Source organism: Pseudarthrobacter scleromae (assembly GCF_014644515.1).
Lineage (GTDB): Bacteria > Actinomycetota > Actinomycetes > Actinomycetales > Micrococcaceae > Arthrobacter > Arthrobacter scleromae.
This window is the reverse complement of sequence record NZ_BMKV01000001.1, coordinates 38,159-57,976: the sequence shown is the minus strand read 5'-3', so window position 1 is coordinate 57,976 and position 19,818 is coordinate 38,159. Positions and strand designations below refer to the sequence as shown.

18 protein-coding genes are annotated in these 19,818 nt (G+C 68.4%); 5 read left to right on the top strand and 13 right to left on the bottom strand.

Annotated elements, in window-relative coordinates; all coding sequences use genetic code 11:
* Positions 1 to 4: 4 nt before the first annotated feature.
* The 5 genes from proC to IEX33_RS00245 all read right to left on the bottom strand — a co-directional run bounded on the left by proC (position 5) and on the right by IEX33_RS00245 (position 7,188).
* Positions 5 to 838, bottom strand: coding sequence for a pyrroline-5-carboxylate reductase (gene proC, locus IEX33_RS00265; protein ID WP_188726795.1), 834 nt, complete (start codon positions 836 to 838; stop codon positions 5 to 7).
* A gap of 273 nt (positions 839 to 1,111) precedes the next feature.
* Entirely contained in the window at positions 1,112 to 2,101 is a 990-nt protein-coding gene (locus IEX33_RS00260; RefSeq protein ID WP_188726793.1) for a Ppx/GppA phosphatase family protein, read from the bottom strand.
* A 7-nt stretch (positions 2,102 to 2,108) separates the two neighbouring features.
* Complete coding sequence (locus IEX33_RS00255) at positions 2,109 to 2,528, bottom strand: SseB family protein (RefSeq protein WP_174177147.1); 420 nt, start codon at positions 2,526 to 2,528, stop codon at positions 2,109 to 2,111.
* Between the two features lie 135 nt (positions 2,529 to 2,663).
* Positions 2,664 to 5,390, bottom strand: a complete 2,727-nt coding sequence (gene topA, locus IEX33_RS00250) for a type I DNA topoisomerase (protein WP_188726791.1) — start codon at positions 5,388 to 5,390, stop codon at positions 2,664 to 2,666.
* Between the two features lie 136 nt (positions 5,391 to 5,526).
* Positions 5,527 to 7,188, bottom strand: coding sequence for a DUF7059 domain-containing protein (locus IEX33_RS00245; RefSeq protein WP_188726789.1), 1,662 nt, complete (start codon positions 7,186 to 7,188; stop codon positions 5,527 to 5,529).
* A 63-nt stretch (positions 7,189 to 7,251) separates the two neighbouring features.
* Between IEX33_RS00245 and IEX33_RS00240 the strand changes: the two genes are divergently transcribed.
* Together IEX33_RS00240 and IEX33_RS00235 are read left to right on the top strand one after the other, a co-directional pair.
* Positions 7,252 to 7,728: a hypothetical protein gene (locus IEX33_RS00240; protein WP_188726788.1), complete on the top strand. Its 477-nt coding sequence runs from the start codon at positions 7,252 to 7,254 to the stop codon at positions 7,726 to 7,728.
* A 50-nt stretch (positions 7,729 to 7,778) separates the two neighbouring features.
* Positions 7,779 to 8,363, top strand: coding sequence for a hypothetical protein (locus IEX33_RS00235; protein ID WP_229675155.1), 585 nt, complete (start codon positions 7,779 to 7,781; stop codon positions 8,361 to 8,363).
* A 15-nt stretch (positions 8,364 to 8,378) separates the two neighbouring features.
* Here IEX33_RS00235 and trhO read toward each other — a convergent pair whose 3' ends face one another.
* The gene (gene trhO / locus IEX33_RS00230; RefSeq protein WP_188726785.1) at positions 8,379 to 9,272 is read right to left on the bottom strand and encodes an oxygen-dependent tRNA uridine(34) hydroxylase TrhO; all 894 of its coding nucleotides are present in this window, start codon (positions 9,270 to 9,272) and stop codon (positions 8,379 to 8,381) included.
* A gap of 166 nt (positions 9,273 to 9,438) precedes the next feature.
* Here trhO and IEX33_RS00225 point away from each other — a divergent pair, with 166 nt between their 5' ends.
* Both IEX33_RS00225 and IEX33_RS00220 read left to right on the top strand, forming a co-directional pair.
* The gene (locus IEX33_RS00225; RefSeq protein ID WP_104184718.1) at positions 9,439 to 10,131 is read left to right on the top strand and encodes a GNAT family N-acetyltransferase; all 693 of its coding nucleotides are present in this window, start codon (positions 9,439 to 9,441) and stop codon (positions 10,129 to 10,131) included.
* Positions 10,132 to 10,196: 65 nt separating this feature from the next.
* Positions 10,197 to 12,572 carry a DEAD/DEAH box helicase gene (locus IEX33_RS00220; RefSeq protein WP_188726783.1) on the top strand — a complete coding sequence of 792 codons (2,376 nt, stop codon included), beginning with the start codon at positions 10,197 to 10,199 and terminating at the stop codon, positions 12,570 to 12,572.
* Positions 12,573 to 12,582: 10 nt separating this feature from the next.
* Here IEX33_RS00220 and IEX33_RS00215 read toward each other — a convergent pair whose 3' ends face one another.
* The 7 genes from IEX33_RS00215 to ssd form a co-directional block, all read right to left on the bottom strand.
* Positions 12,583 to 13,017 (bottom strand): Rv3654c family TadE-like protein, encoded by a 435-nt coding sequence (locus IEX33_RS00215; protein ID WP_188726782.1) that lies wholly within the window; start codon positions 13,015 to 13,017, stop codon positions 12,583 to 12,585.
* A complete protein-coding gene (locus IEX33_RS19250) occupies positions 13,014 to 13,337 on the bottom strand; it encodes a TadE family type IV pilus minor pilin (RefSeq protein ID WP_229675154.1) in 324 nt (107 codons plus the stop codon). Before IEX33_RS19250 ends, IEX33_RS00215 begins: the two co-directional genes overlap by 4 nt.
* A gap of 179 nt (positions 13,338 to 13,516) precedes the next feature.
* Entirely contained in the window at positions 13,517 to 13,855 is a 339-nt protein-coding gene (locus tag IEX33_RS00205) for a DUF4244 domain-containing protein (RefSeq protein WP_188726779.1), read from the bottom strand.
* Between the two features lie 140 nt (positions 13,856 to 13,995).
* Positions 13,996 to 14,613 carry a type II secretion system F family protein gene (locus tag IEX33_RS00200; RefSeq protein ID WP_188726777.1) on the bottom strand — a complete coding sequence of 206 codons (618 nt, stop codon included), beginning with the start codon at positions 14,611 to 14,613 and terminating at the stop codon, positions 13,996 to 13,998.
* Positions 14,610 to 15,383, bottom strand: coding sequence for a hypothetical protein (locus IEX33_RS00195; protein WP_188726775.1), 774 nt, complete (start codon positions 15,381 to 15,383; stop codon positions 14,610 to 14,612). The genes IEX33_RS00200 and IEX33_RS00195 overlap by 4 nt, the downstream gene beginning before the upstream one ends.
* Positions 15,380 to 16,738, bottom strand: a complete 1,359-nt coding sequence (locus tag IEX33_RS00190) for a TadA family conjugal transfer-associated ATPase (protein WP_188726773.1) — start codon at positions 16,736 to 16,738, stop codon at positions 15,380 to 15,382. Before IEX33_RS00190 ends, IEX33_RS00195 begins: the two co-directional genes overlap by 4 nt.
* Positions 16,735 to 17,799: a septum site-determining protein Ssd gene (gene ssd, locus IEX33_RS00185; RefSeq protein WP_229675226.1), complete on the bottom strand. Its 1,065-nt coding sequence runs from the start codon at positions 17,797 to 17,799 to the stop codon at positions 16,735 to 16,737. Before ssd ends, IEX33_RS00190 begins: the two co-directional genes overlap by 4 nt.
* Before the next feature lie 278 nt (positions 17,800 to 18,077).
* Here ssd and IEX33_RS00180 point away from each other — a divergent pair, with 278 nt between their 5' ends.
* Positions 18,078 to 19,796, top strand: coding sequence for a bifunctional 3'-5' exonuclease/DNA polymerase (locus tag IEX33_RS00180; RefSeq protein WP_188726771.1), 1,719 nt, complete (start codon positions 18,078 to 18,080; stop codon positions 19,794 to 19,796).
* Positions 19,797 to 19,818 lie beyond the last annotated feature (22 nt).

The following is a 19,818-nucleotide window of genomic DNA, read 5'->3' as shown; positions in this document are numbered from 1 at the left end:
CGAGTCAGCCGAGCTGCCTGGTGATCTCGGCTGCCCGCTCCGCGGCGGCGCGGGCACCGGCGGCAATAATGGCGGGCAGGCCGCGCTCGTCGAACGTGGCGATGGCCCTCTCGGTGGTGCCGTTCGGGCTGGTTACGGCTTTACGCAGTGCGCCCGGATCGGCGCCGGGCTCGGCCAGCATAAAGCCGGCTCCGGCCACTGTTTCCCGGGCGAGGAGAAGCGACAGATCCGGGTCCAGGCCAAGCTCACGGCCTGCTGCGGCCATCGCCTCCGCCAGGTAAAAGGCGTAGGCCGGTCCGGAGCCGCTGATCGCCGAGAGCGCGTCCACCTGCTCCTCGGGGACCTCCACCACCGTTCCCGCGCCGTGCAGGACGTCCTTGACCCGCTGGAGCTGCTCCGGGGTGCAGTTGGTGCCCGGCGAGACCGACACCACGCCGCGGCCCAGCTTGGCCGGTGTATTGGGCATGGACCGGATGACCGGCTGCCCTGCCGGCAGTGCCGCCTCAAGCTGCGCAATGGACACCGCCGCGGCCACGCTGACCACCACCGTGGTGGGCGAGAGCGAGCTGCTGATTTCCCGTGCAAGTTCCGTAATGCCAACAGGCTTGACGCCAAGGATCACGACGCCGGATCCCTTGGTTGCCTGCTTGTTGTTGTCCGGCTCCTCTTCCCCGGCGATTGCGGTCACCCCGTGGTGCCGTTCCGCCAGCTCGGCGGCGCGCTCTGCCCTCCGGACGGTTGCGACGACGTCCGCCGGATCCGTTCCGGATTCCAGCAGGCCACTCAGAATTGCTTCATTCATGGATCCACAGCCAAGGAATGCGATTCGGTTGCTCATGGCTCCATCATTACAGTTCGGCCGGGCAGACGCAGAAAACCATGACCCGGGACGGACACGAAAATAGTGGGAACTCCCCGAAATCCATTCACAGGTGGCTCCCATGTTGGGTGCAGGTGCCTCACAACTTGGCGCCCTAACGTAGTGAGTACCTCATTGAGGGTGCGAGTGATGCGGCAGGGATGGGGATTCCTGCCAGGGTACCGGCGTTCGGCAACAGGTTTTCCCCCATTTTCCTGTTGCCGGCGCCGGTATTTCCGCTTTAAGGGGTTTCTAGACTGCGGCTTCGACAGCCTGCGGCGGCGCCAGGTGGGGCGCCAGCTCCAGCGGCCCGGAAAATACCAGCTGGTCCAGCCGGCGGAGGATCAGGCCTTCGCGCAGGGCCCACGGGCAGATCCTCAGCTTCTTGAACTTGAAGAGTTCAAGAGCGGCTTCCGCCACCAGCGCTCCGGCCAGCAGCTGGTGGGCGCGGGCTTCCGAGACGCCCGGCAGGTGCAACCGGTCCTCGACCTTCATGGCCGATATGCGCTGCGCCCACACGCCCAGGTCCGAGGCCTGCAGCTCGCGCTTGACGTAGGGGCCGGCCGCGCTGGGGGCGGCCCCGGCGATCCGCGCCAGGGAACGGAAGGTCTTTGATGTTCCCGCCACCACGTTGGCCCGGCCCAGCCCGTCGAACTCCCGGACCGCAGGCTTGAGGGTGGCCCGGATGTACCGCCGCAGCTCTTTGACGCTTTTGGCCGACGGCGGATCTTCGGACAGCCAGTCCCGCGTAAGCCGGCTGGCACCCAGCGGCACGGAGGTGGCAACTTCCGGAAGCTCGTCCTGGCCGAAGGCCATCTCAAAGGAGCCGCCGCCGATGTCCAGGTTCAGGATGGGTCCGGCGCCCCACCCATGCCAGCGCCTGACGGCGAAGAAGGTCATGGATGCTTCTTCGCTGCCGGTGAGTTCCTGCAGGGTCACGGTGGTTTCGTGCTTGACGCGGGCCAGGACCTCGGGCCCGTTGGTGGCCTCGCGGATGGCTGACGTACAGAAGGCCAGGAGGTCCTCGGCCTTGTGCCTTGCCGCAAACTCCCAGGCTTCAAGGACGAACTCGGTGAGCTCGTGCTGGCCTGCGTCGTTGATGCTGCCGTCCGGCTCCAGGTACTGGACCAGGGACAGCGGCCGTTTGTGCGAGGCAAAGGGTACCGGGCGCGCGCCGGGGTGGGCATCCACCAGGAGGAGATGGACAGTATTGGACCCGATATCGAGGACGCCTAGCCGCATGGTGCCATTATTGCTCGTCAGCGCGCTTGAAGTCGCGCTTGATGTTGGCCACGCCTTCGGGGTTGATCTCGAAACCGTAGGCTGCGCCCGGATTGATGACCATTCCAAGCTCGTCGCCGATGTTGGCGATGATGGCCGCGCCCTGGGTTCCCAGCACGTTGGGAGCAGCTTCGAGGTACTGCTGGTCCACGCGGCTGGGGTGCGAGAAGACGGCGAGGACGGGGTCGCCGTCGGCATTGCCCAGGACCAGGGGCTCCACCTGGGAGTCCTCGCCCTCGATGCCGTCCGAACTGATGATGTAGACCTCGCTGTTCAGGAAGGACAGGATGACGTCTACCGGGCTGGCGTCAGGCTGCCCGCCCTTGGCGAGCTTTTCCTCGAGGTCGTTGAGGGGCTGGAGATCAGTGTGCGCTGGCTGTTCAGTCATCCCTCTACCCGATCACGTTGCGCCCGGCACCGCAAACAGGGCCGCTGTCTTGACGCGAAATCGCCGGAATAATGCTGGTTCGCCGGTTTCTTACCAACGAGCCTGCACCGTTCCGGCGAACTCGGCGCTCACGGCCTACTTCTTGGCTGTGGCCTTCTTCTTGGCCGGAGCCTTGCGGGTGGCCGTACGCTTCACCGGACCCTTGGCACGCTTCTCCGCCAGCAGTTCTACGGCCTGTTCGCGGGTCAGCTCCTCCAGGGAGGTTGCCCGCGGAACCGTGATGTTGGTGATCCCGTCCGTGATGTAGGGGCCGAAGCGGCCCTCCTTCACCACGATGTTCTTCTCCGACACCGGGTCCGGGCCGAACTCAGCCAGTGGCGGGACGGCGGCCCGGGCACCGCGCTGCTTCGGCTGGGAGTAGATCTCCAGCGCCTGGTCCAGGGTGATGGTGAAGATCTCTTCCTCGGAGCCGATGGACCGGGAGTCGGTCCCCTTCTTGAGGTAGGGACCAAACCGGCCGTTCTGCACCGTGATGAGGTTGCCTTCGGCGTCCTCCCCCAGGGCGCGGGGCAGGCTCATGAGCTGCAGCGCCTCGTCCAGGGTGACCGACTCCACGGTCATGGACTTGAACAGCGAGCCGGTGCGGGGCTTCGCCTTGACCGGCTTCTTCGGCGGCTTGGGCTTGCCGTTCTTGTAGTACTCCACGGGCTGGGCGGCGATCTGTTCCTCGGTCATCTCCGGGATGACCTCGGTGACGTAGGCGCCGTAGCGGCCATTCTTGGCAACCACCGTGTGCCCGGTATGCGGGTCGGTGCCCAGCACCCGTTCCTCGGGGGCAGCGGTTTCCATCAGCTCAATGGCCTTGGCAGCCGTCAGCTCGTCCGGAGCCAGGTCCTCGGGCACGTTGGCGCGGGGCGACTCCACGATCTCCCCCGTCTTCGGGTCAACCGTGGCGGCCGAGCTTTCCAGGTACGGGCCGAACTTGCCCACCCGGAGCGTGATCTCATCGGTGATGGGGATGGAGTTGATTTCGCGGGCGTCGATCTCGCCCAGGTTGTTCACGATGCTCAGCAGGCCCGGGTCCGAGTCTTCACCGAAGTAGAAGTGGCGGAGCCAGGAGGCGCCCACGGCCTGGCCGTTGGCGATCTTATCCAGGTCGCCTTCCATGTCCGCGGTGAACTCGTAGTCAACGTAGTCGCTGAAGTGCTGCTCCAGCAGGCGTATCACCGAGAAGGCGATCCAGCTGGGGACCAGCGCAGAACCCTGTTTCCGGACGTATCCGCGGTCCTGGATGGTGGAAATGGTGGAGGCGTAGGTGGACGGGCGGCCGATGCCCCTCTTCTCCAGCTCAGCCGTCAGTGACGCTTCGGTGTAGCGCGGCGGCGGCGAGGTTTCGTGGCCCACTGCCAGGATCTCGGAGGCCTTGAGGGCATCACCCTTGGCCACGTTGGGCAGCCGGCGGGCGTCGTCGGAATCGTCGTCTCCGCGGGTCTCGTCCTTGCCTTCCTCGTAGGCGGCGAGGAAGCCGGGGAACGTGATCACGGTGCCGGAAGCCGAGAACTCGGCATCCCGGCCGTCCGCAGCGACGGCACCCAGCCGGATGGTCGCCGTCGAGCCCTTCGCATCGGCCATCTGGGACGCGACGGTGCGCTTCCAGATGAGTTCGTACAGGCGGAATTCGTCGCCCGAGAGCTGCTTGGCCACCTGGGCCGGGGTGCGGAACGAGTCGCCGGCCGGGCGGATGGCCTCGTGCGCTTCCTGCGCGTTGGCTGCCTTGCCGGTGTACACGCGCGGTGACTGCGGGATGTACTCCGGGCCGTAGAGCTCGGACGCCTGGCGCCGCGCGGCGGTGAGGGCTTCGTCGCTCAGCGCGGAGGAGTCCGTACGCATATAGGTGATGTAACCGTTTTCGTACAGCCGTTGGGCCACCTGCATGGTGCTCTTGGAGGAGAACCGCAGCTTGCGGCCGGCCTCCTGCTGCAGCGTTGAGGTGGTGAAGGGCGCGGCCGGGCGCCGGGTGTAGGGCTTGGTGTCCACGGACCGGACAGTGAACGAAGCGTCCTGCAGCCCTGCCGCCAGGGACGCAGCCAGTTCCTCGTTCAGGTGGGCAACGTTCTTCGACGTCAGGACGCCGTCGTCGTTGAAGTCCCGGCCGCTGGCAACCTTGGCCCCGTCCACGGCGGCGAGCTTGGCTTTGAAGGAGCCGGCGTCGGCGCCGAACTGGCCCGTGAGGTCCCAGTAGGAGGCGGCCTTGAAGGCCATCCGCTCGCGTTCGCGGTCCACCACCATGCGGGTCACTACGGACTGCACGCGGCCGGCGGACAGGCCGCGCGCCACCTTGCGCCACAGCACCGGGGAAATTTCGTAGCCGTAGAGGCGGTCCAGGACGCGGCGGGTCTCCTGAGCGTCCACCAGCGCGGTGTCCACATCGCGCAGGTTGCCCATGGCGCGCTGGATGGCTTCCTTGGTGATTTCGCCGAACGTCATCCGATAAACAGGGACCTTGGGCTTGAGCACTTCCAGCAGGTGCCACGCGATGGCCTCGCCCTCGCGGTCCCCATCGGTTGCGAGGTAAAGTTCGTCGGCGTCCTTGAGCGCAGCCTTGAGCTCAGTCACCTTTTTCTTCTTGTCCGCGGACACCACATAGTAGGGCTTGAAGTCGTGATCAATGTCGACGGCGAACTTGCCCACCGACGTTTTCTTCAGCTCGGCGGGGAGTTCGGACGGCTGCGGCAGGTCGCGGATGTGACCGATGGAGGCCTCTACGATGAAACCCTCGCCGAGGTACTTGGCGATGGTCTTGCTCTTGGCCGGAGACTCCACAATCACGAGTTTCTTGCCGGTTTTGGCCTTGCTTGGCACGGTGCTCCTACAGAAAAAGGTTGCTCGGGCAGATGCGCCCATACTGGCCTAGTTCACCATATTTTGCAGAAATGTGCGCATCCATGTGGAAAAGAAGGGGGTTCTGCCGGGCGCCGTCGGCGCCCTGCTCCGTGCCTTATCCGGCGGCGGGGATCAGGAAGCCGTCCCGCACCAGATTGGCCACATCGGTGATCAGACCGCCCCGGAAAGAACCGGCGTCGAACCCGTCCTCGTCCACCATCCCGCCGCCGAGCAGCGCCTCCAAAGCACCGGCAATCTGCCCGGCGGAAAGGTCACCGTCGCAGGCCGACACGAAGCCTGCCAGCTCGGTGCTCAGCAGGTTTGTCCGGCGCAGGCCCGCGCCCTGCCGCAGCAGGATCACGCCAGGGTGCTCCGCCCCCGGGCGCTGGTGCCGCTCCTCCGTGACGTCCTCCGCCACCAGCAGGTGCGCGTCCTCCAGGCTGTGCGCGGCGAGCCAGTCAACGCGTTCGACGGCGGCGCCCAAGTGGGGGCCGATGGGCTGCTCAATGGGGTAGGTGATCTCCTCGAACCGGCTGAACGTGCCCTGCCCGGGTGCCGACGGCCGGCGGAGCCAGACCATGCCGAAGCCTATGCCCTCCACGTTCCTCGATTCGAAGTCCGCCAGGTAGGCCGCGTAAGCGTCCCGGTAGTGCTGCCGGTCCCGGCCCTCGGAGGCGTCCTGCAGCCAGGTTTCCGCGTACTGCTCCGGCCCCACCTGCTCGCGCTGGATGAACCAGGCATCCGTGTCCGGCCGGACCCACATCCGCGGGCGCTCCTGCCACCCGGTTCCGGCCACCACTTCCCAGTTCCCCAGCATCTGCGCGGTGCCGCCGGGCGCAAGGACCCCTGGCAAGGCGGCAACCAGCGAGGCCACAATCTCATCGCCCGGAAGGCCGCCGTCGCGGTAGGTGAACTGCTCCGCGGCGGCCTCCCCTGCGCTCCGCGGCGTGATCACGAACGGAGGATTGGACACCACCAGCCCGAACTCCTCGCCTGCCACGGGGTCCAGGAGTGAGCCCAGGCGCAGGCTCACCCTGTCCTCCAGCCGGGACGGGTCAATGGACAGGGCGGCGGCGTTGAGCAGGATGTTGAAGCGCGTGAAAGCAAGCGCCCGTTCGGAGATGTCCGTCGCCGTGACGTGCTCGCAGTGGTGGAGCAGGTGGAAGGTCTGGATGCCGCACCCGGTGCCGAGGTCCAGGGCGCGTTCCGTATGGCGGCGGACGGTGGTCTGCACCAGGGTGGTGGACGCCTGGCCGATGCCGAGCACATGGTCGTGCCGCAGCACCCCCGCCTGCTGGTGCGCGGCCAGATCGCTGGCCACCCAGAGCTCCGCACCCCCGCTGCCGCTGTCGCTGTGACCTTCGTTCCCCTCCCACCCGTACGGCCGCAGATCAGCTTTGGCAGCCAGCAGCCCCGCGACGGGAACGGGCTCAACAAGCCCCAGCGTGAGGAGGCCGCCGGCACCGATGCCCGGAAGGGCGGCGTCGAGCGTGTCCTTCGGCTGCGGCTCGGCAAGGAGCCACAGGCGGACGACTGCGGCGAGCGCCGCGTTCCCTCCGTCCTGCCGCACAGCCCGGTCCACTGCCAGCAGGGCCGGAATGATCTGGTCCCGGTTCAGGGCAGCGGAGGCGGCGGCGCCCAGAAGCCGGGCGACGCCGTCGGGCGTGTAGTCCACGCCCCGCAGGTCGGCGGCGAGGGCCGTGAGCAGTTCCGGGAGGTCGCTGCGGGGTGCGTCCGGGGTGTTGCCGGCGGTGAACTCGTATGGGGATTTAGGCACTGCCCAAGTTTAGTCCGGCGGGCGCGGGAGGCCGGGGCGGCCGGCACCGGGTAGCGTTGAGGCATGCCTTCGCGTTCTTCCGTCCTTCCGCGCGCCCGGCTCCGGGCCGCGAGGCGCGCCCGCCTGATGCCGTGGACCGTCGTATCCGCGGCTGCGGCGGCTCTTCTCCTGGCCGGGTGCTCCCCCGTTGTTTCCATCGAAAACGCGGACGTCCCGCAGTGGCAGGCCACCGCGCTGCCCCCGGCTCCGGGAGCGGTCCTTGAGGACGCCGGCAAAATCCTCAACCGGGACCGCATCATCAGGGAAGCCGCCGATGTCCCGGCGGGGCGCTACACCCTCACCGCCACGTGCGAGGGTGGCGGGAAGGCCTTCTTCGCCGTATCGCTGGACGGGAAGAAGCTGGCGGACGCCGGAGCGGCCTGCAACGGAAGCCGGGAAATTACAAAAATCACCCTGCCGGACGCCGGCGCGCTGGACATCAGCACGTACAGCGTGGACGCACCCCTCATTTACGCCTACCGGCTGACGCCCGCGGAATAACCGCCCCCCGTGCTCTGGCCCGCCGTCGCCGGCGGGCATACAGTCGGACTATGCCCAGTGTGCGGATAGCCTCCGCGCCATCCACCGTCCCCACGGCTCCCGGTGGGGGCGCACGGGTGCGGCCGGCGCGGAAGCCGGCCGCCGCCGTCGTTATTGCTGCCATGGCCGCCGGGATGGTGCTGGGCGGGTGTGAATATACGTACGACGACGGGCGGAACCTGCCCGGGCCCGTCGAGGCGGAAGGGACGCGTCTTCCCGGGCCGGTGTTCACCCGCGACCCCCTGCAGAACGACCCCGTCAGCGAGCAGGACGTTGGCGCGTGGGCGGCCCGCACGCTGCCCGACACCGGGCAGCCCGTGGCCTCCGCGGGGGCGGGCCTTGTGGCCGCGGGCAACGTCCGGACGGAGTCGACGCCGGTCCTGGGGACTGGCACCTACGCACTGGCCCTGGCATGCCGCAGCCAGCGGCGCGTGACCTTCACGGTCCGCAGCGACTCGCTGACCCTGGTGGACCTGGGACTCCGGTGCGGGATCAACCGGGAGAACGTTATATATCTCTCCTCGGAGACAGCGCTCACCATCAGGGTGGAGGCCAGGACAGGCGCGAACTACGCCTACCGGCTGCGGCTCCTCTGAGGGGGTTGCCTGCGCTCAGGCGGCGCAGCCCTCCGGGCAGCGGAGGGTCTCGGGGCTGGAGGCGCACTCCGCGCAGTACAGGGTAAGGGTGCGGCAGCTGGGGTTGGAGCAGTTCTCGAACTTGCTGGTGGGCGCTGCGCAGCGGGTGCACTGCCCGATGGTCTTCGCGTCGTCGCTGAACTCAAGGTGCATGCGCTTGTCGAAGACGTACAGCGAGCCCTCCCACAGGCCCTGGTCCTTGAAGGTTTCGCCGTAGCGGACAATGCCGCCGTCCAGCTGGTACACCTCCTTGAAGCCCCGGTTCACCATCAGGCTGGACAGCACCTCGCAGCGGATCCCGCCGGTGCAGTAGGTGACCACGGGCTTGTCCTTGAGCCCGTCATACTTGCCGGACTCCAGCTCCTGGATGAAGTCGTGGGTGGTGGCAACGTCCGGGACGATTGCGTCCTTGAACCGGCCGATCTGCGCTTCGAAGGCATTCCGCCCGTCAAAAAAGACCAGGTCCTCCCCGCTTTGCTTCTTGGCGTCAACGAGCTGGTGCAGTTCCTCGGGCTTGAGGTGGGTTCCGCCGCCCACCACCCCGTGGGCATCGACCTTCAGCTCGCCGGGGGCGCCGAAGGAGACAATCTCATCGCGCACCTTGACGCTGAGGCGCGGGAAGTCCTCCGCACCGCCGTCGGACCATTTCACGTCGATGTCCCTGAAGCCCTGGTACTCGCGGGTTGTCTTCACGTATTGCTTCACGGCACCGATCTCACCGCCCACAGTGGCGTTGATGCCGTCCTTGGAGATCAGGATGCGGCCCGTCAGCCCGAGCTTCTCGCAGAGGGCACGCTGCCAGAGCCGCACCGCCTCCGGGTCAGGAAGGGGGGTAAAGCCGTAAAAAAGCACAATTCGGTTTAAAGCCACGTATTTAAGGGTACCGGCACGGTTAGGCGGGCGGTGCGGGCAACCTGCGGCTGCCGGAGCGGCGGCCATGACTGCCGGCCCGTCCCGGTGCTTCCGCCGCATCACAATTGCATAAGCTCTTGGCAGGCCCCTGTTGCTGGCGACCGGGCTGGAATAGTCTCATGCCATGAGTCCGGAAACCATGGTTGAAGACATCACTGGCCTTCTTGAGGTGTGGGTGGCCGGCTGGGCCGGCTGTCGCGGTTACAGGACATCCACCGAGGGCCGTTTCCCTGCTGCGCTTCGCGCCGACACCAGCGGCGACTGGGAGTTCTTCGCTTCCGAGCCCGCGGACGATGAGTTCGCAGCCCTGGCCGCAAAGACGGCCGAAGCACCCGCGAGGGTCCTCACCATCCTCACCAATGACATCCCCCGGTACTCCGCCCTGGCGGAACGGCACGGCCTGAACGTGACCTCCAGCTCGCAGGCAATGATGATCGTGGACATGGAAACCCAGGACGCCGAGGATCCCTGGCTCTCCGACGACGACCTCACGCATTCGACGTGGGAGCAGGACGGCGTGCACTACGCAGAGGTCCGCTCCGGCGACACCCTGGCGGCCAGCGGACGCGTTTTTGTGGTGGGGGAAACCGCGGTGTTTGACAAGATCATCACCGAACCGGCTTTCCAGCGCCGCGGCCTGGGCAGTTTCATCATGCGTGCCCTGGCCGCCCAGGCCTTCGAGCACGACGTGCAGGAGGGCCTTCTCCTGGCCTCCGCCGACGGCCGGAAACTGTATTCCCACCTCGGCTGGACCACCGTTTCCCGTGTGCTGATGCTCTCCGCATCCCATGACGGTTCCGACCTCTCCCTGAGCTGACCCTTCCTGTTACCCCCATGGCGAACCAGGGCCGGCAAGGCCCCGCCGGGTGAAACAATGTGGGGGTGAACCCCCATGACTCCCTGATTCCCTTGCTGGGCCGCGGCCCGGACCCGGAACAGCTCCGTCATGTGCGCACCATCCCGGCCCGCGCGGCCGAACACGAACCATGGCCCGCGTGGGTGCACCCCGACCTGGTTGCGGCGTACGGATCGCTGGGCATCCAGGAGCCCTACCGGCACCAGGTGGAGGCAGCCGGCATAGCCCACAGCGGCGAACACGTTGTGGTGGCCACCGGAACCGCGTCAGGGAAGTCGCTGGCGTATCAGCTGCCGGCCCTCGACGCCATCCACCGCTCCGAACTGCGGGTCCTGGCTGACCCGGGGAAAATCCACGACGACGGCGCCGTCACCCTGTACCTCTCCCCCACCAAAGCTCTGGCGGCCGACCAGCTCAACGCCATCCGCGCCCTGAAACTGCCCACCGTGCGCGCGGAAACCTACGACGGCGACACCGACCCCGCGTCCCGCCGCTGGATCAGGGACCACGCCAACTTCATCCTGGCCAACCCGGACATGCTCCACTTCGGGATCCTTCCCAACCATGCCTGGTGGGCCGGGTTCTTCCGCCGCCTGCGCTACGTGATCATTGACGAGGCCCACAGCTACCGCGGAGTGTTCGGCTCCCACGTGGCCAACCTGATGCGACGGCTGCGCCGGATCTGCGCCTACTACGGGGCAGGCACGGCCCACCCGGGCCCGGTATTCATCGCGGCCTCCGCCACAGCCTCGGAGCCTGACGTCTCCTTCGCCCGGCTCATCGGCGCCCCCGTCAAGGCCGTGTCCCGTGACGGCTCCCCGCACGGTTCAACCACCGTGGCTTTCTGGGAACCTGCCCTGACCGAGGTCCGGGGTGAGAACGGCGCCAGGGAACGGCGTACGGCGGTGGCAGAAACCGCCGACCTGCTGGCGAACCTGGTGTCCGCGCGGACCCGCACCATAGCGTTCATCAAGTCCCGGCGCGGGGCGGAAACCATCTCCTCGATCGCGAAACGCCTCCTGGACGAGGTGGATCCCAGCCTGCCGCAGCGGGTGGCCGCCTACCGTTCCGGATACCTGCCCGAAGAACGACGTGCCGTTGAACGGGCGCTGCGCTCCGGCGAGCTCCTGGGCGTTTCGAGTACCTCAGCGCTGGAACTGGGCATCGATATCTCCGGCCTCGACGCCGTCCTGGTGGCAGGATGGCCAGGCACCCGGGCTTCCCTGTTCCAGCAGATCGGGCGGGCCGGACGGGCGGGCCAGGATGCCATTGCGGCCTTCGTGGCCAGCGACGATCCCCTGGACACCTTCCTGGTGAACCATCCCGAGGCGATCTTCGACGTGTCAGTGGAGGCGACGGTCTTCGATCCCTCCAACCCCTACGTCCTGGGGCCGCACCTGTGCGCAGCGGCGGCCGAGCTTCCCCTGGGACCCGCCGAAGTGGGCCTGTTCGGCGCCACCGCGGAGTCCCTCCTGGACAGGCTGGTGGCACAGGGCTACCTCCGGCGGCGGCCCGCGGGCTGGTTCTGGACACATTCCCAGAGCGCGGCGGCCATGGTGAACCTGCGGGCCGACGGCGGCGGGCCGGTGAGCATCGTGGATGCCGAGACCGGGTCCCTCCTTGGCACGATGGATTCCCCGCAGACGCACTACCAGGCCCACACCGGCGCCGTCTACATCCACCAGGGTGACAGCTACGTGGTGGAGGACCTCAACGAGGACGATCACTGCGTGATGGTGCGCCGCGCCAATCCCGACTACTACACCACAGCCCGGGACGTGACCCAGATCGAGGTGCTGGAAACCCAGCGGACGGCGCAATGGGGTGACATCTCTGTTCATTTCGGCGACGTCAAAGTCACTACCCAGGTTGTCTCCTTCCAGCGCAAGGCACTCATCTCCAACGAAATCCTTGGGGAGGAGCCGCTGGAACTGGGTGCCCGCGAACTCTTTACCAAGGCCGTCTGGTTCGTGGTGGACAACCGCTCCCTGACCGGGGCGGGCCTGATCGAAGCCCAGTTTCCCGGCGCGCTCCACGCAGCGGAACATGCAGCCATCGGCCTGCTGCCCCTGGTGGCGTCCAGCGACCGGTGGGACATCGGCGGGGTGTCCACGGCACTGCACGCCGACACCGGGGTGCCCACCATCTTTGTGTATGACGGGCACCCCGGCGGCGCGGGTTTTGCCGAGCGCGGTTTCGACAAGGCGAAGGTCTGGCTGACAGCCACCCGTGACGCCATCAAGGCCTGCGAGTGTGATTCCGGGTGCCCTTCCTGCGTCCAGTCACCCAAATGCGGGAACAAAAACAACCCGCTGGACAAGGCGGCCGCCGTCACCCTCCTCGACGTCCTGCTCAAGAACTCCACCGAAGCCGCCTCCCCGGGCCTGGAAGTGCGGCACTGACCTGGACCGGCTAGGGCGGAGGCCCCGCACGGGAGCGCCCGTGGGCAGCGCCGAACACCGTCCGTTCCACCAGTTCGGTCCTCACCTCGACAGTCTGGCCCGTACCCTCGGTGCAGCTCACGACTGCGGCCCCGTGCCGGGCAGCCACCTCCGCCGCCACGGTGCAGGGCTCCCCGGAGGCGAGGCCGCGCAGGGCGTCGGCCGCTGCCAGTGCCGCAAGGTCGGCAGCGGATGCCGCCCTGCTGGCCAGGACGGCTGACTGCGCCAGCAACAGCATCAGCGCCATGGCCGTCATCACCACCAGGGCAAGGCCGGCCGCCAGCACCGTCCCCGAACCGCGTTCCCGGTTGGTGCCAACTGCACTCCCGTTCCGGCCTGAACCGCGACGCCTGGTCAGGTTCGCCCGGAGCCCGCGCCCCGTTCCAGGTACATGGGAGCGTGTCATCCCGCCGTCTCGCTCCGGGTGGAGGCCCGCGCAGTCAGGTGCCACGGGATGGATGCGCCGAGGGGACCGCCCACGCGGTCTGTAACAGTGACATGCAGCCACTCGCCGTCGGCCGATACCGCCGCGGACGCCGACCCGCCGGCCAGCGTCCGGACGATCCTTTCCACAGCGGCGGAGTCGTCACCACGGGCAAGTGCGCGGGCGCCGGCACGCGCTCCCTCCTCCAGCCGCAGCTGGGTGACCCCGGCGGAGGCCCCTGCCAGCAGCATGGCCAGCAGCAGCAGGACCGCGGGCAGGGTGACGGCAAACTCCGCCGTCACCGCGCCGCGCGACCCCTGAGCCGTGGGGCCTCCGAGGGGACTGCAGGCCCGTCGATCCCACCCTCCGGTACGCCCGGTGGCGGACTGCGTGGCCACAGACGGACCCGTGACCGACTGACCTGTGGCGGTCGGAGCTGTACCGGCCGAACCCGTGGCCGGGAGCACGGCCGGTGCCCGTGTCATGGCAAGGCCAGCGCGGTGCGGATCAGGGTGAGCAGGAAACCACGGACCTCCTCGCTGCGGAGGATGAAGACCAGGAGCCCCGCAAAGCCCACGGCGGCGAGGGTGGCTATGGCGTATTCGGCGGTTGCCATCCCTGTCTCTGATCCGAGGAGCCTGACCCGGCCCTTGCTGGTCCGCGGCGCGCCTGCACCCGGATACAGTTCCACGGCGTTCGCAGGCAGCGGGCTGCTTCCCCCGGCGTGGAGGCCGGTGCTGCGGTGTTTCCGAGAGGCGGCACGGGCAGCGGCGGGCGCCGTGGCTCCGCCAGCGTAGCGGCGGCGGTAATGAGTGGACATGTGGTGTTTCCTTCCTTTGGGCCGGTGGTGTTGCCGGCTTTCTTGACTCTTCCGGGCCTTGCCTGGCGCGGTAAGCCCCGCGGGTTCGTAAGTGGAAAAGCTCAACACTTTCCCCCGTGTGGAGGAGAAGACACGGACGCCTAGGACCCGGAAGGCACCAGGGCAAGCAGCACAGGAACCACGCCCAGGCAGATAAAGGCCGGAAGGGAGCAGAGGCCCAGCGGAACCACCAGCTTCACGCCCAGTGATGCCGCGCGCTTCTCCGCTGCACGGAACCTCTCCCGGCGGAGCCGTGCCGCCTGCGCGTAGAGAATCGCTGACGACGGAGCACCTGTCAGCGCCGCGAACCCCAGGGCGTCGCGTAGTTCCAGGACCTCGGGGAGTCGGACCGCGCTGCTGCGCCATGCTGTTTCCCAATCGGCCCCTATTGCCAGTGCCGCCACAACCGGCCGAAGTGCGCCGTTGTACCGGTCAGAAGCCGAGGCGGCCACCAGTTCGAGTGAACGGCCGATGCCCGATCCGGCGTCCAGCATGGCGGCCACCAGTTCGAGCATCATGGCGGTGTCCCTCAGCCCTTCGGGCGCAGGTCCGGACATATTCCCTCCGTCACCGGCGGAGGCCTTCGTGCCGCGGCACGTGGCACCGGAGGACAGGCTGAGCAGCCGCTTGCGGGGCCTGCCCCGCCCGCTTCCGGCCAGGGCTGCCGCCGCGGCCAGGGTTAGGAAGAGCGCGAGGACTGCGGCGGAAGGCGGGCTCACGGCGCTCCAGCCCCTGCTGCCGCGGCCACCAGCCGGGCAGACCACCAGCGCCCGGCCACTGTCAGGCCGGCTCCGGCTGCCAGTGCTGCGAGTCCCCAGGGTGTTCCGAGCAGGATGGCGAGCGGGTCCACGCCCAGGGCCATTCCCAGGCCCAGCCCCATCAGCGGCAGCCATGTCAGGAGGCTGACGGTGGCCTTTGGTCCGGCCAGGGCCGTCTGGCGGGCCGCGTCGGCGTCGTCCTCCACTTCAAGCTGCGCGGCGAACCTGGTCAGCACGTCTGCGAGCGGACAGCCGCTTGCTTCCGCGATATCGAAGCAGGCCGCGAGCTCCGACCAGATGCGGGACTCCCTGTCCCGCCGGGGAAAAGCGGACGGCGACGCCCGGCGGATGGCTTCCGAAACGGGAATGCCGCGGCCGGCCGCAGCACGCGCGGCGGCCACCATGGCACCGGATCCCGCGGACAGGCCGTACGCATGGGAGCCGGAAGCACCATAGACGTCCCAGATCTCCTCCCAGAGCCGCGCCGGCGTGCGGCCGCCTTTGAGCAGTGCGGCGAGTTGCTGTACCACCAGGGTCATGGGGGCCGCAGGGCGTTCCGCTCCCCTCCCGGCGCCACGCAGCTTTCCCGCAAAGCCGCCCCGTGAGGGCTCTTTTGGCCCCGGAACCGGGCCGGACGCGCCCGTGCGGCCCAACCTGGCGGGGGCACCCAGCGGCGGCCTGACAAGCAGCACCGCAGCCAGTACCAGGGAAACGACAAGAAGGAGGATCATGCGGGCGGTCCCGGGTCAAGCCCCAACCGTGCCGCCAGCGCCGTCCATCCGGGGCCGGCGACCACCCTACCTTCAACACTTTCCAGGGCAGGCTGGACGATGAGTCCGCCGGGGCCGTCCCCGATCAGGCCCACGCACGCCACTGCCCGGCCCCGGTGAGTCCTGTCAACGTGGATGACCACGTCCAACGCGCTCGCTGCCTGAAGCCTCACACCGTCAGGATTCATTCCGGCGAGCGCACCGAGCGCAGTGAGCCGGGCGGGAACAGCAGCGGCAGTATTCGCATGGATAGTCCCGCCCCCGCCGCTGTGTCCGGTGTTCATGGCAGTGAGCAGCTCCCGGACTTCCGCGCCGCGGCATTCACCCACCACCAGCCTGTCCGGCCGCATGCGCAGCGCCTGCCGGACGAGATCGCCAAGATCCACCTCGCCGCCGCCCTCCAGGTTTCCGTGGCGTGACTCCAGGGACACGACATGCGGATGGACAGGATTCAGTTCCGAGGCATCCTCGATGAGGACCAACCGCTCTGCCGGACTGCACAGTCCAAGGAGCGTGGAGAGCAGGGTGGTCTTGCCGGACCCGGTGGCCCCGCTGATAAGGAAGCTCAGCCTGCGCTCCACCACCCGTTCCAGGACACGCTGCAGTCCGGAGCTGAACATGCCGCTGTCCCGCAGCTCATCCATCGTGAAAACACGTTCGCGCCGGATCCGGATGCTGAGCAGCGTCCCGGCCGTAGAGACGGGCGGGAGCACGGCATGGACACGGTAGCCTCCGGCCAGCCGCACGTCCACGCAGGGTGAGCCGTCGTCAAGCCGCCTGCCGCCTGCGGCCACGAGACGGCAGGCCAACGCCCGGAGCTGGGCCTCGTTGTCGAAGGCCACGGTCACCCGCTCGATGCCGCAGCCCCTGTCCACCCATACGGACCCGGGAGCATTCGCAAAGATGTCCGTCACGGCCGGGTCCCGGGTGAGAGCCTGCAGCGGCCCCAGGCCGTTCAGCTCGGCACTGATCCGCTCCACGGCGGCAAGTGAACCCGCCGTGCCCAAAAGCTTCCCCGTGGCCTGCACCGCGGCAGCCACCCGCGAGGGCGTCACCGCGGCCGCGTCCGACATCATGGACTCCCGCACGGACTCGAGGAGTCCCAGGTCAACAGCCTGCCGCGCACCTGTGCGGCGTTCACGCCGGCGCCCTTCGCCGGGCCCGGGTTCACCCGGGAATCCGCCCTCCTGGCGGGGACTGTCCAGGCGCGGCCTGTCCTGCCGGGGTCTGTCCTGGCCCGTGTCCAGGATCCGCGCCCGCCGGCGGACTCCCGTCTCTGGGCCCGGCGCCCCAGCGCCGGGCCCAGAGTAACTCATTCGGGTCCTCCCGGAGCCAGCCCGTCCCCGAGGAGATCCAGCACGGAAGCCGCGAAATGCCGGACCGCCCGCCGCTTTCCCAGCTCAAGGAGGCGGCCTGATTCCATGGCTCCAGCAACTCCGCGCAGCTCAGGCACCCGTCCCTGGACCGGAAGTCCGATGGCCTCGGCGATCAGGGGACCATCCAGCGCTGCGCCGGACTTGCCACGGATCAGGAGGGCAGCCTCAACCGGAGGAAACTCCTGGAGCAGCCGCACGGCGGCGACAGCAGCCTTAAGCTGCGCCGGAACCACCATGGCGATGCGGTCGCAGTCCCAGGCGAACGTATGAATGGGGTCGGCTCCCCGGCCGATGTCCACCACCACCAGCTCATACCCGCGGCGGGCAGCATCAAGGATGCCTGCGGTGGCGGCAGCGGCGACGGGTACCGGCTGCTCCCGGCTGGCAGGCCACGACAGGAACGAGAACCCGCCCGCAACAGGCAGCGAGTCCGCAAGCTGGATGGGATCGATGCTGCCCCTGGCCTCGGAAAGGTCGGGCCAGCGCAGGCCGGGGTTCTCTTCGGCGGCCAGGGCCAGTTCCAGCCCGCCGCCCCAGGGATCTCCATCCACCAGCAGCACCCGGGCTCCGAGCCCGGCCGCCGCCTGGGCGATCCAAATCGCAGCCGTGGTGGCACCGGCACCCCCGCAGCCGCCGGTCACGCCCAGGATCACCCCGCCTGGACCGGGTGAACGGGACCGGCTGAGATGGTCGGCGAGCCAAGCCGCAGCATCCGGCAGGACAGCAACCCGTTCCGCGCCGAGGACAGCCGCGAGATGCCACAGGCTGTCACCTTCGCCGTCGAGTCCCACCAGGACAGCCGGGGCCCGCCGTCGCGGGGGCAGCTCCCGGATGTCGCTTCCCACCAGCACGGCTGCCGCCCCGTCCCAATGCCTGCCTCCCTCTGCTGCAGTGGCTGCAACGCGCAGCTGCGCCCCTGCAGCCGCCACGATCCGCTCCACCTCCGCACGAAGGACAGTGGAGGACGTCACCAGCAGGATGTCATCTCCACCGTCCGGCAGCCACGCGTCCCCGTCTACCCCGGCAGCCCCCACCGGCCCGGGGACGCCAGGCCGTGAGAGTCCCGGCGGACCCTCCCCGAGCGGGCCGCTGACGGCACCGGAGTGGGAAGGGTCAGGGTGGGAAGGGATCAGCTGGTGCCTGCTCATAAAGCCACTCTCCGCCCCTAAAACACAGCGGGTAAGGGGTCCAGCCCCGTATGTGGAAAACCATCTCCGGCAAGCCAGCAACCCCGCGCCGCCGGGCATGGGCAGCCCTGGAAACAAGGCAGAATGGGACCATGTACCTGCTGCTCGCCGCCCACCCCCACGGCGCGGCCCTGCAGGAACTCACTCAGGCTGGACAGCCCCTGCCGGCCACGCCCGAACCCCGGCTGGTCAGCTTCGGCGATCTTCCCGCCGTCGTTCGTCACTTCGAAAGCCGCCGGCCGGGCGGGCAGCCGCCCCGTTGGATCTGGCACCGCACCCAGGACTGGTACCCGGCACTGCTGGCAGCCGGCGTCGAGCTGGAGCGGTGCTACGACCTCAGCCTCTGCGGCAACATCCTGGCGTTCTCCCGGTTCACCGGGCACACGGACTACGCCAGGAACGCGGAACGCGTGATGGTTGAGGATCCGCTCCAGCCGCCCCGGACGCTGCAGCCGCCGCCTCCCCCGGCAGACCAGGGCGCCCTGTTCGATGCTCCCGCGATCCGGCCGGAAAAACCCCGCAGCCCGGAAGACCTTCGTGCTGAATACGCTGCCCAGCAAGTGGCGCTGGCCGCGGTTAGCCCGGAGGAGAACCGGCGGAACCGGCTGCAGCTGCTGCTGGCGGCCGAGTCCGCAGGGGCCATGATCGCCGCCGAGATGCAGCACGCCGGCGTCCCCTGGCGCGAAGACCTCCACGGGCAGATCCTCGCCGACCACCTCGGCCCCCGGCCTCCCCTGGGACAGCGCCCGGCCAGGCTTGAGGCGCTGAACCAGGAGCTGCGCGGACTCCTGAACGCACCCACGCTGAATCCTGACTCCCCGCAGGACCTGATGCGTGCCCTGCACCGCAACGGGATAGAGGTCAAAAGCACCAGGAAGTGGGAGCTGCGGGAATCCACCCACCCCGCCATCGAGCCGTTGCTGGCCTATAAGCAGCTCTCCCGCCTGCATGCAGCGAACGGCTGGGCCTGGCTGGACGCCTGGGTGGACGGCGGCCGGTTCCGGCCCGAGTACGTGGTGGGCGGCGTGGTGTCCGGCCGCTGGGCGTCGCGCGGCGGCGGCGCCCTTCAAATTCCGCGCCAGATTCGCGGCGCAGTCCATGCCGATCCGGGCTATAAGCTCATCGTCGCGGACGCCTCCCAGCTGGAACCGCGCGTCCTGGTGGCCCTCGCCCGCGACCCTTCCATGGCAGAGGCCGCCCGTAACCAGGACCTCTACGCGGGCATTGCTGCCAAGGGATTCGGCGGGGACCGGGCGAAAGCGAAGATGGCTTTGCTGGGGGCCATGTACGGCGCCACCTCCGGCGAGGCCGGCCGCCTCATGCCGCAGCTCGCAAGAACTTTTCCCCGGGCAGTGGACTTTGTTGAGCAGGCGGCCCGCACAGGCGAGGCCGGCGGAACGGTCACCACCCGGCTGGGACGGAGCAGCCCGCCGCCGTCGGAGCGGTGGTTCCAGAGCCAGAGGTCCGCCTCCGCCGAGGAGCAGCGGCGGGCTGAATCGATCGCCCGTTCGCGGGGTCGCTTCACCCGCAACTTTGTTGTCCAGGGTTCGGCTGCCGACTGGGCGGCGTGCTGGCTGGCGGAATTACGACGCCGGCTGCGCACCCTCCGGACCGACGGTCACGTCAACGCCGAACTCGTCTTCTTCCTGCATGACGAGGTGATGGTTCATGCGCCGGCGGAAGCGGTGGACGCCTGCATCGCGGCCATCGAAGAGGCGGCCAGCGCCGCCAAGGAACTGCTGTTCGGGCCAATCCCGGTGGAGTTTCCCGTCAGTGTGGCCGTTGTTGATTCCTACGACAATGCGAAATAGGTCCGCCACTCCGGCGCTGCAG

What these genes read in the sequence shown, in the direction of transcription:
- proC (WP_188726795.1), bottom strand. Translation starts at nt 838, where the DNA reads ATGAGCAACCGAATCGCATTCCTTGGCTGTGGATCCATGAATGAAGCA.
- IEX33_RS00260 (WP_188726793.1), bottom strand. Translation starts at nt 2,101, where the DNA reads ATGCGGCTAGGCGTCCTCGATATCGGGTCCAATACTGTCCATCTCCTC.
- IEX33_RS00255 (WP_174177147.1), bottom strand. Translation starts at nt 2,528, where the DNA reads ATGACTGAACAGCCAGCGCACACTGATCTCCAGCCCCTCAACGACCTC.
- IEX33_RS00240 (WP_188726788.1), top strand. Translation starts at nt 7,252, where the DNA reads ATGCCTTCGCGTTCTTCCGTCCTTCCGCGCGCCCGGCTCCGGGCCGCG.
- IEX33_RS00235 (WP_229675155.1), top strand. Translation starts at nt 7,779, where the DNA reads ATGCCCAGTGTGCGGATAGCCTCCGCGCCATCCACCGTCCCCACGGCT.
- IEX33_RS00225 (WP_104184718.1), top strand. Translation starts at nt 9,439, where the DNA reads ATGAGTCCGGAAACCATGGTTGAAGACATCACTGGCCTTCTTGAGGTG.
- IEX33_RS00215 (WP_188726782.1), bottom strand. Translation starts at nt 13,017, where the DNA reads ATGACACGCTCCCATGTACCTGGAACGGGGCGCGGGCTCCGGGCGAAC.
- IEX33_RS00205 (WP_188726779.1), bottom strand. Translation starts at nt 13,855, where the DNA reads ATGTCCACTCATTACCGCCGCCGCTACGCTGGCGGAGCCACGGCGCCC.
- IEX33_RS00195 (WP_188726775.1), bottom strand. Translation starts at nt 15,383, where the DNA reads ATGATCCTCCTTCTTGTCGTTTCCCTGGTACTGGCTGCGGTGCTGCTT.
- IEX33_RS00190 (WP_188726773.1), bottom strand. Translation starts at nt 16,738, where the DNA reads ATGAGTTACTCTGGGCCCGGCGCTGGGGCGCCGGGCCCAGAGACGGGA.
- IEX33_RS00180 (WP_188726771.1), top strand. Translation starts at nt 18,078, where the DNA reads ATGTACCTGCTGCTCGCCGCCCACCCCCACGGCGCGGCCCTGCAGGAA.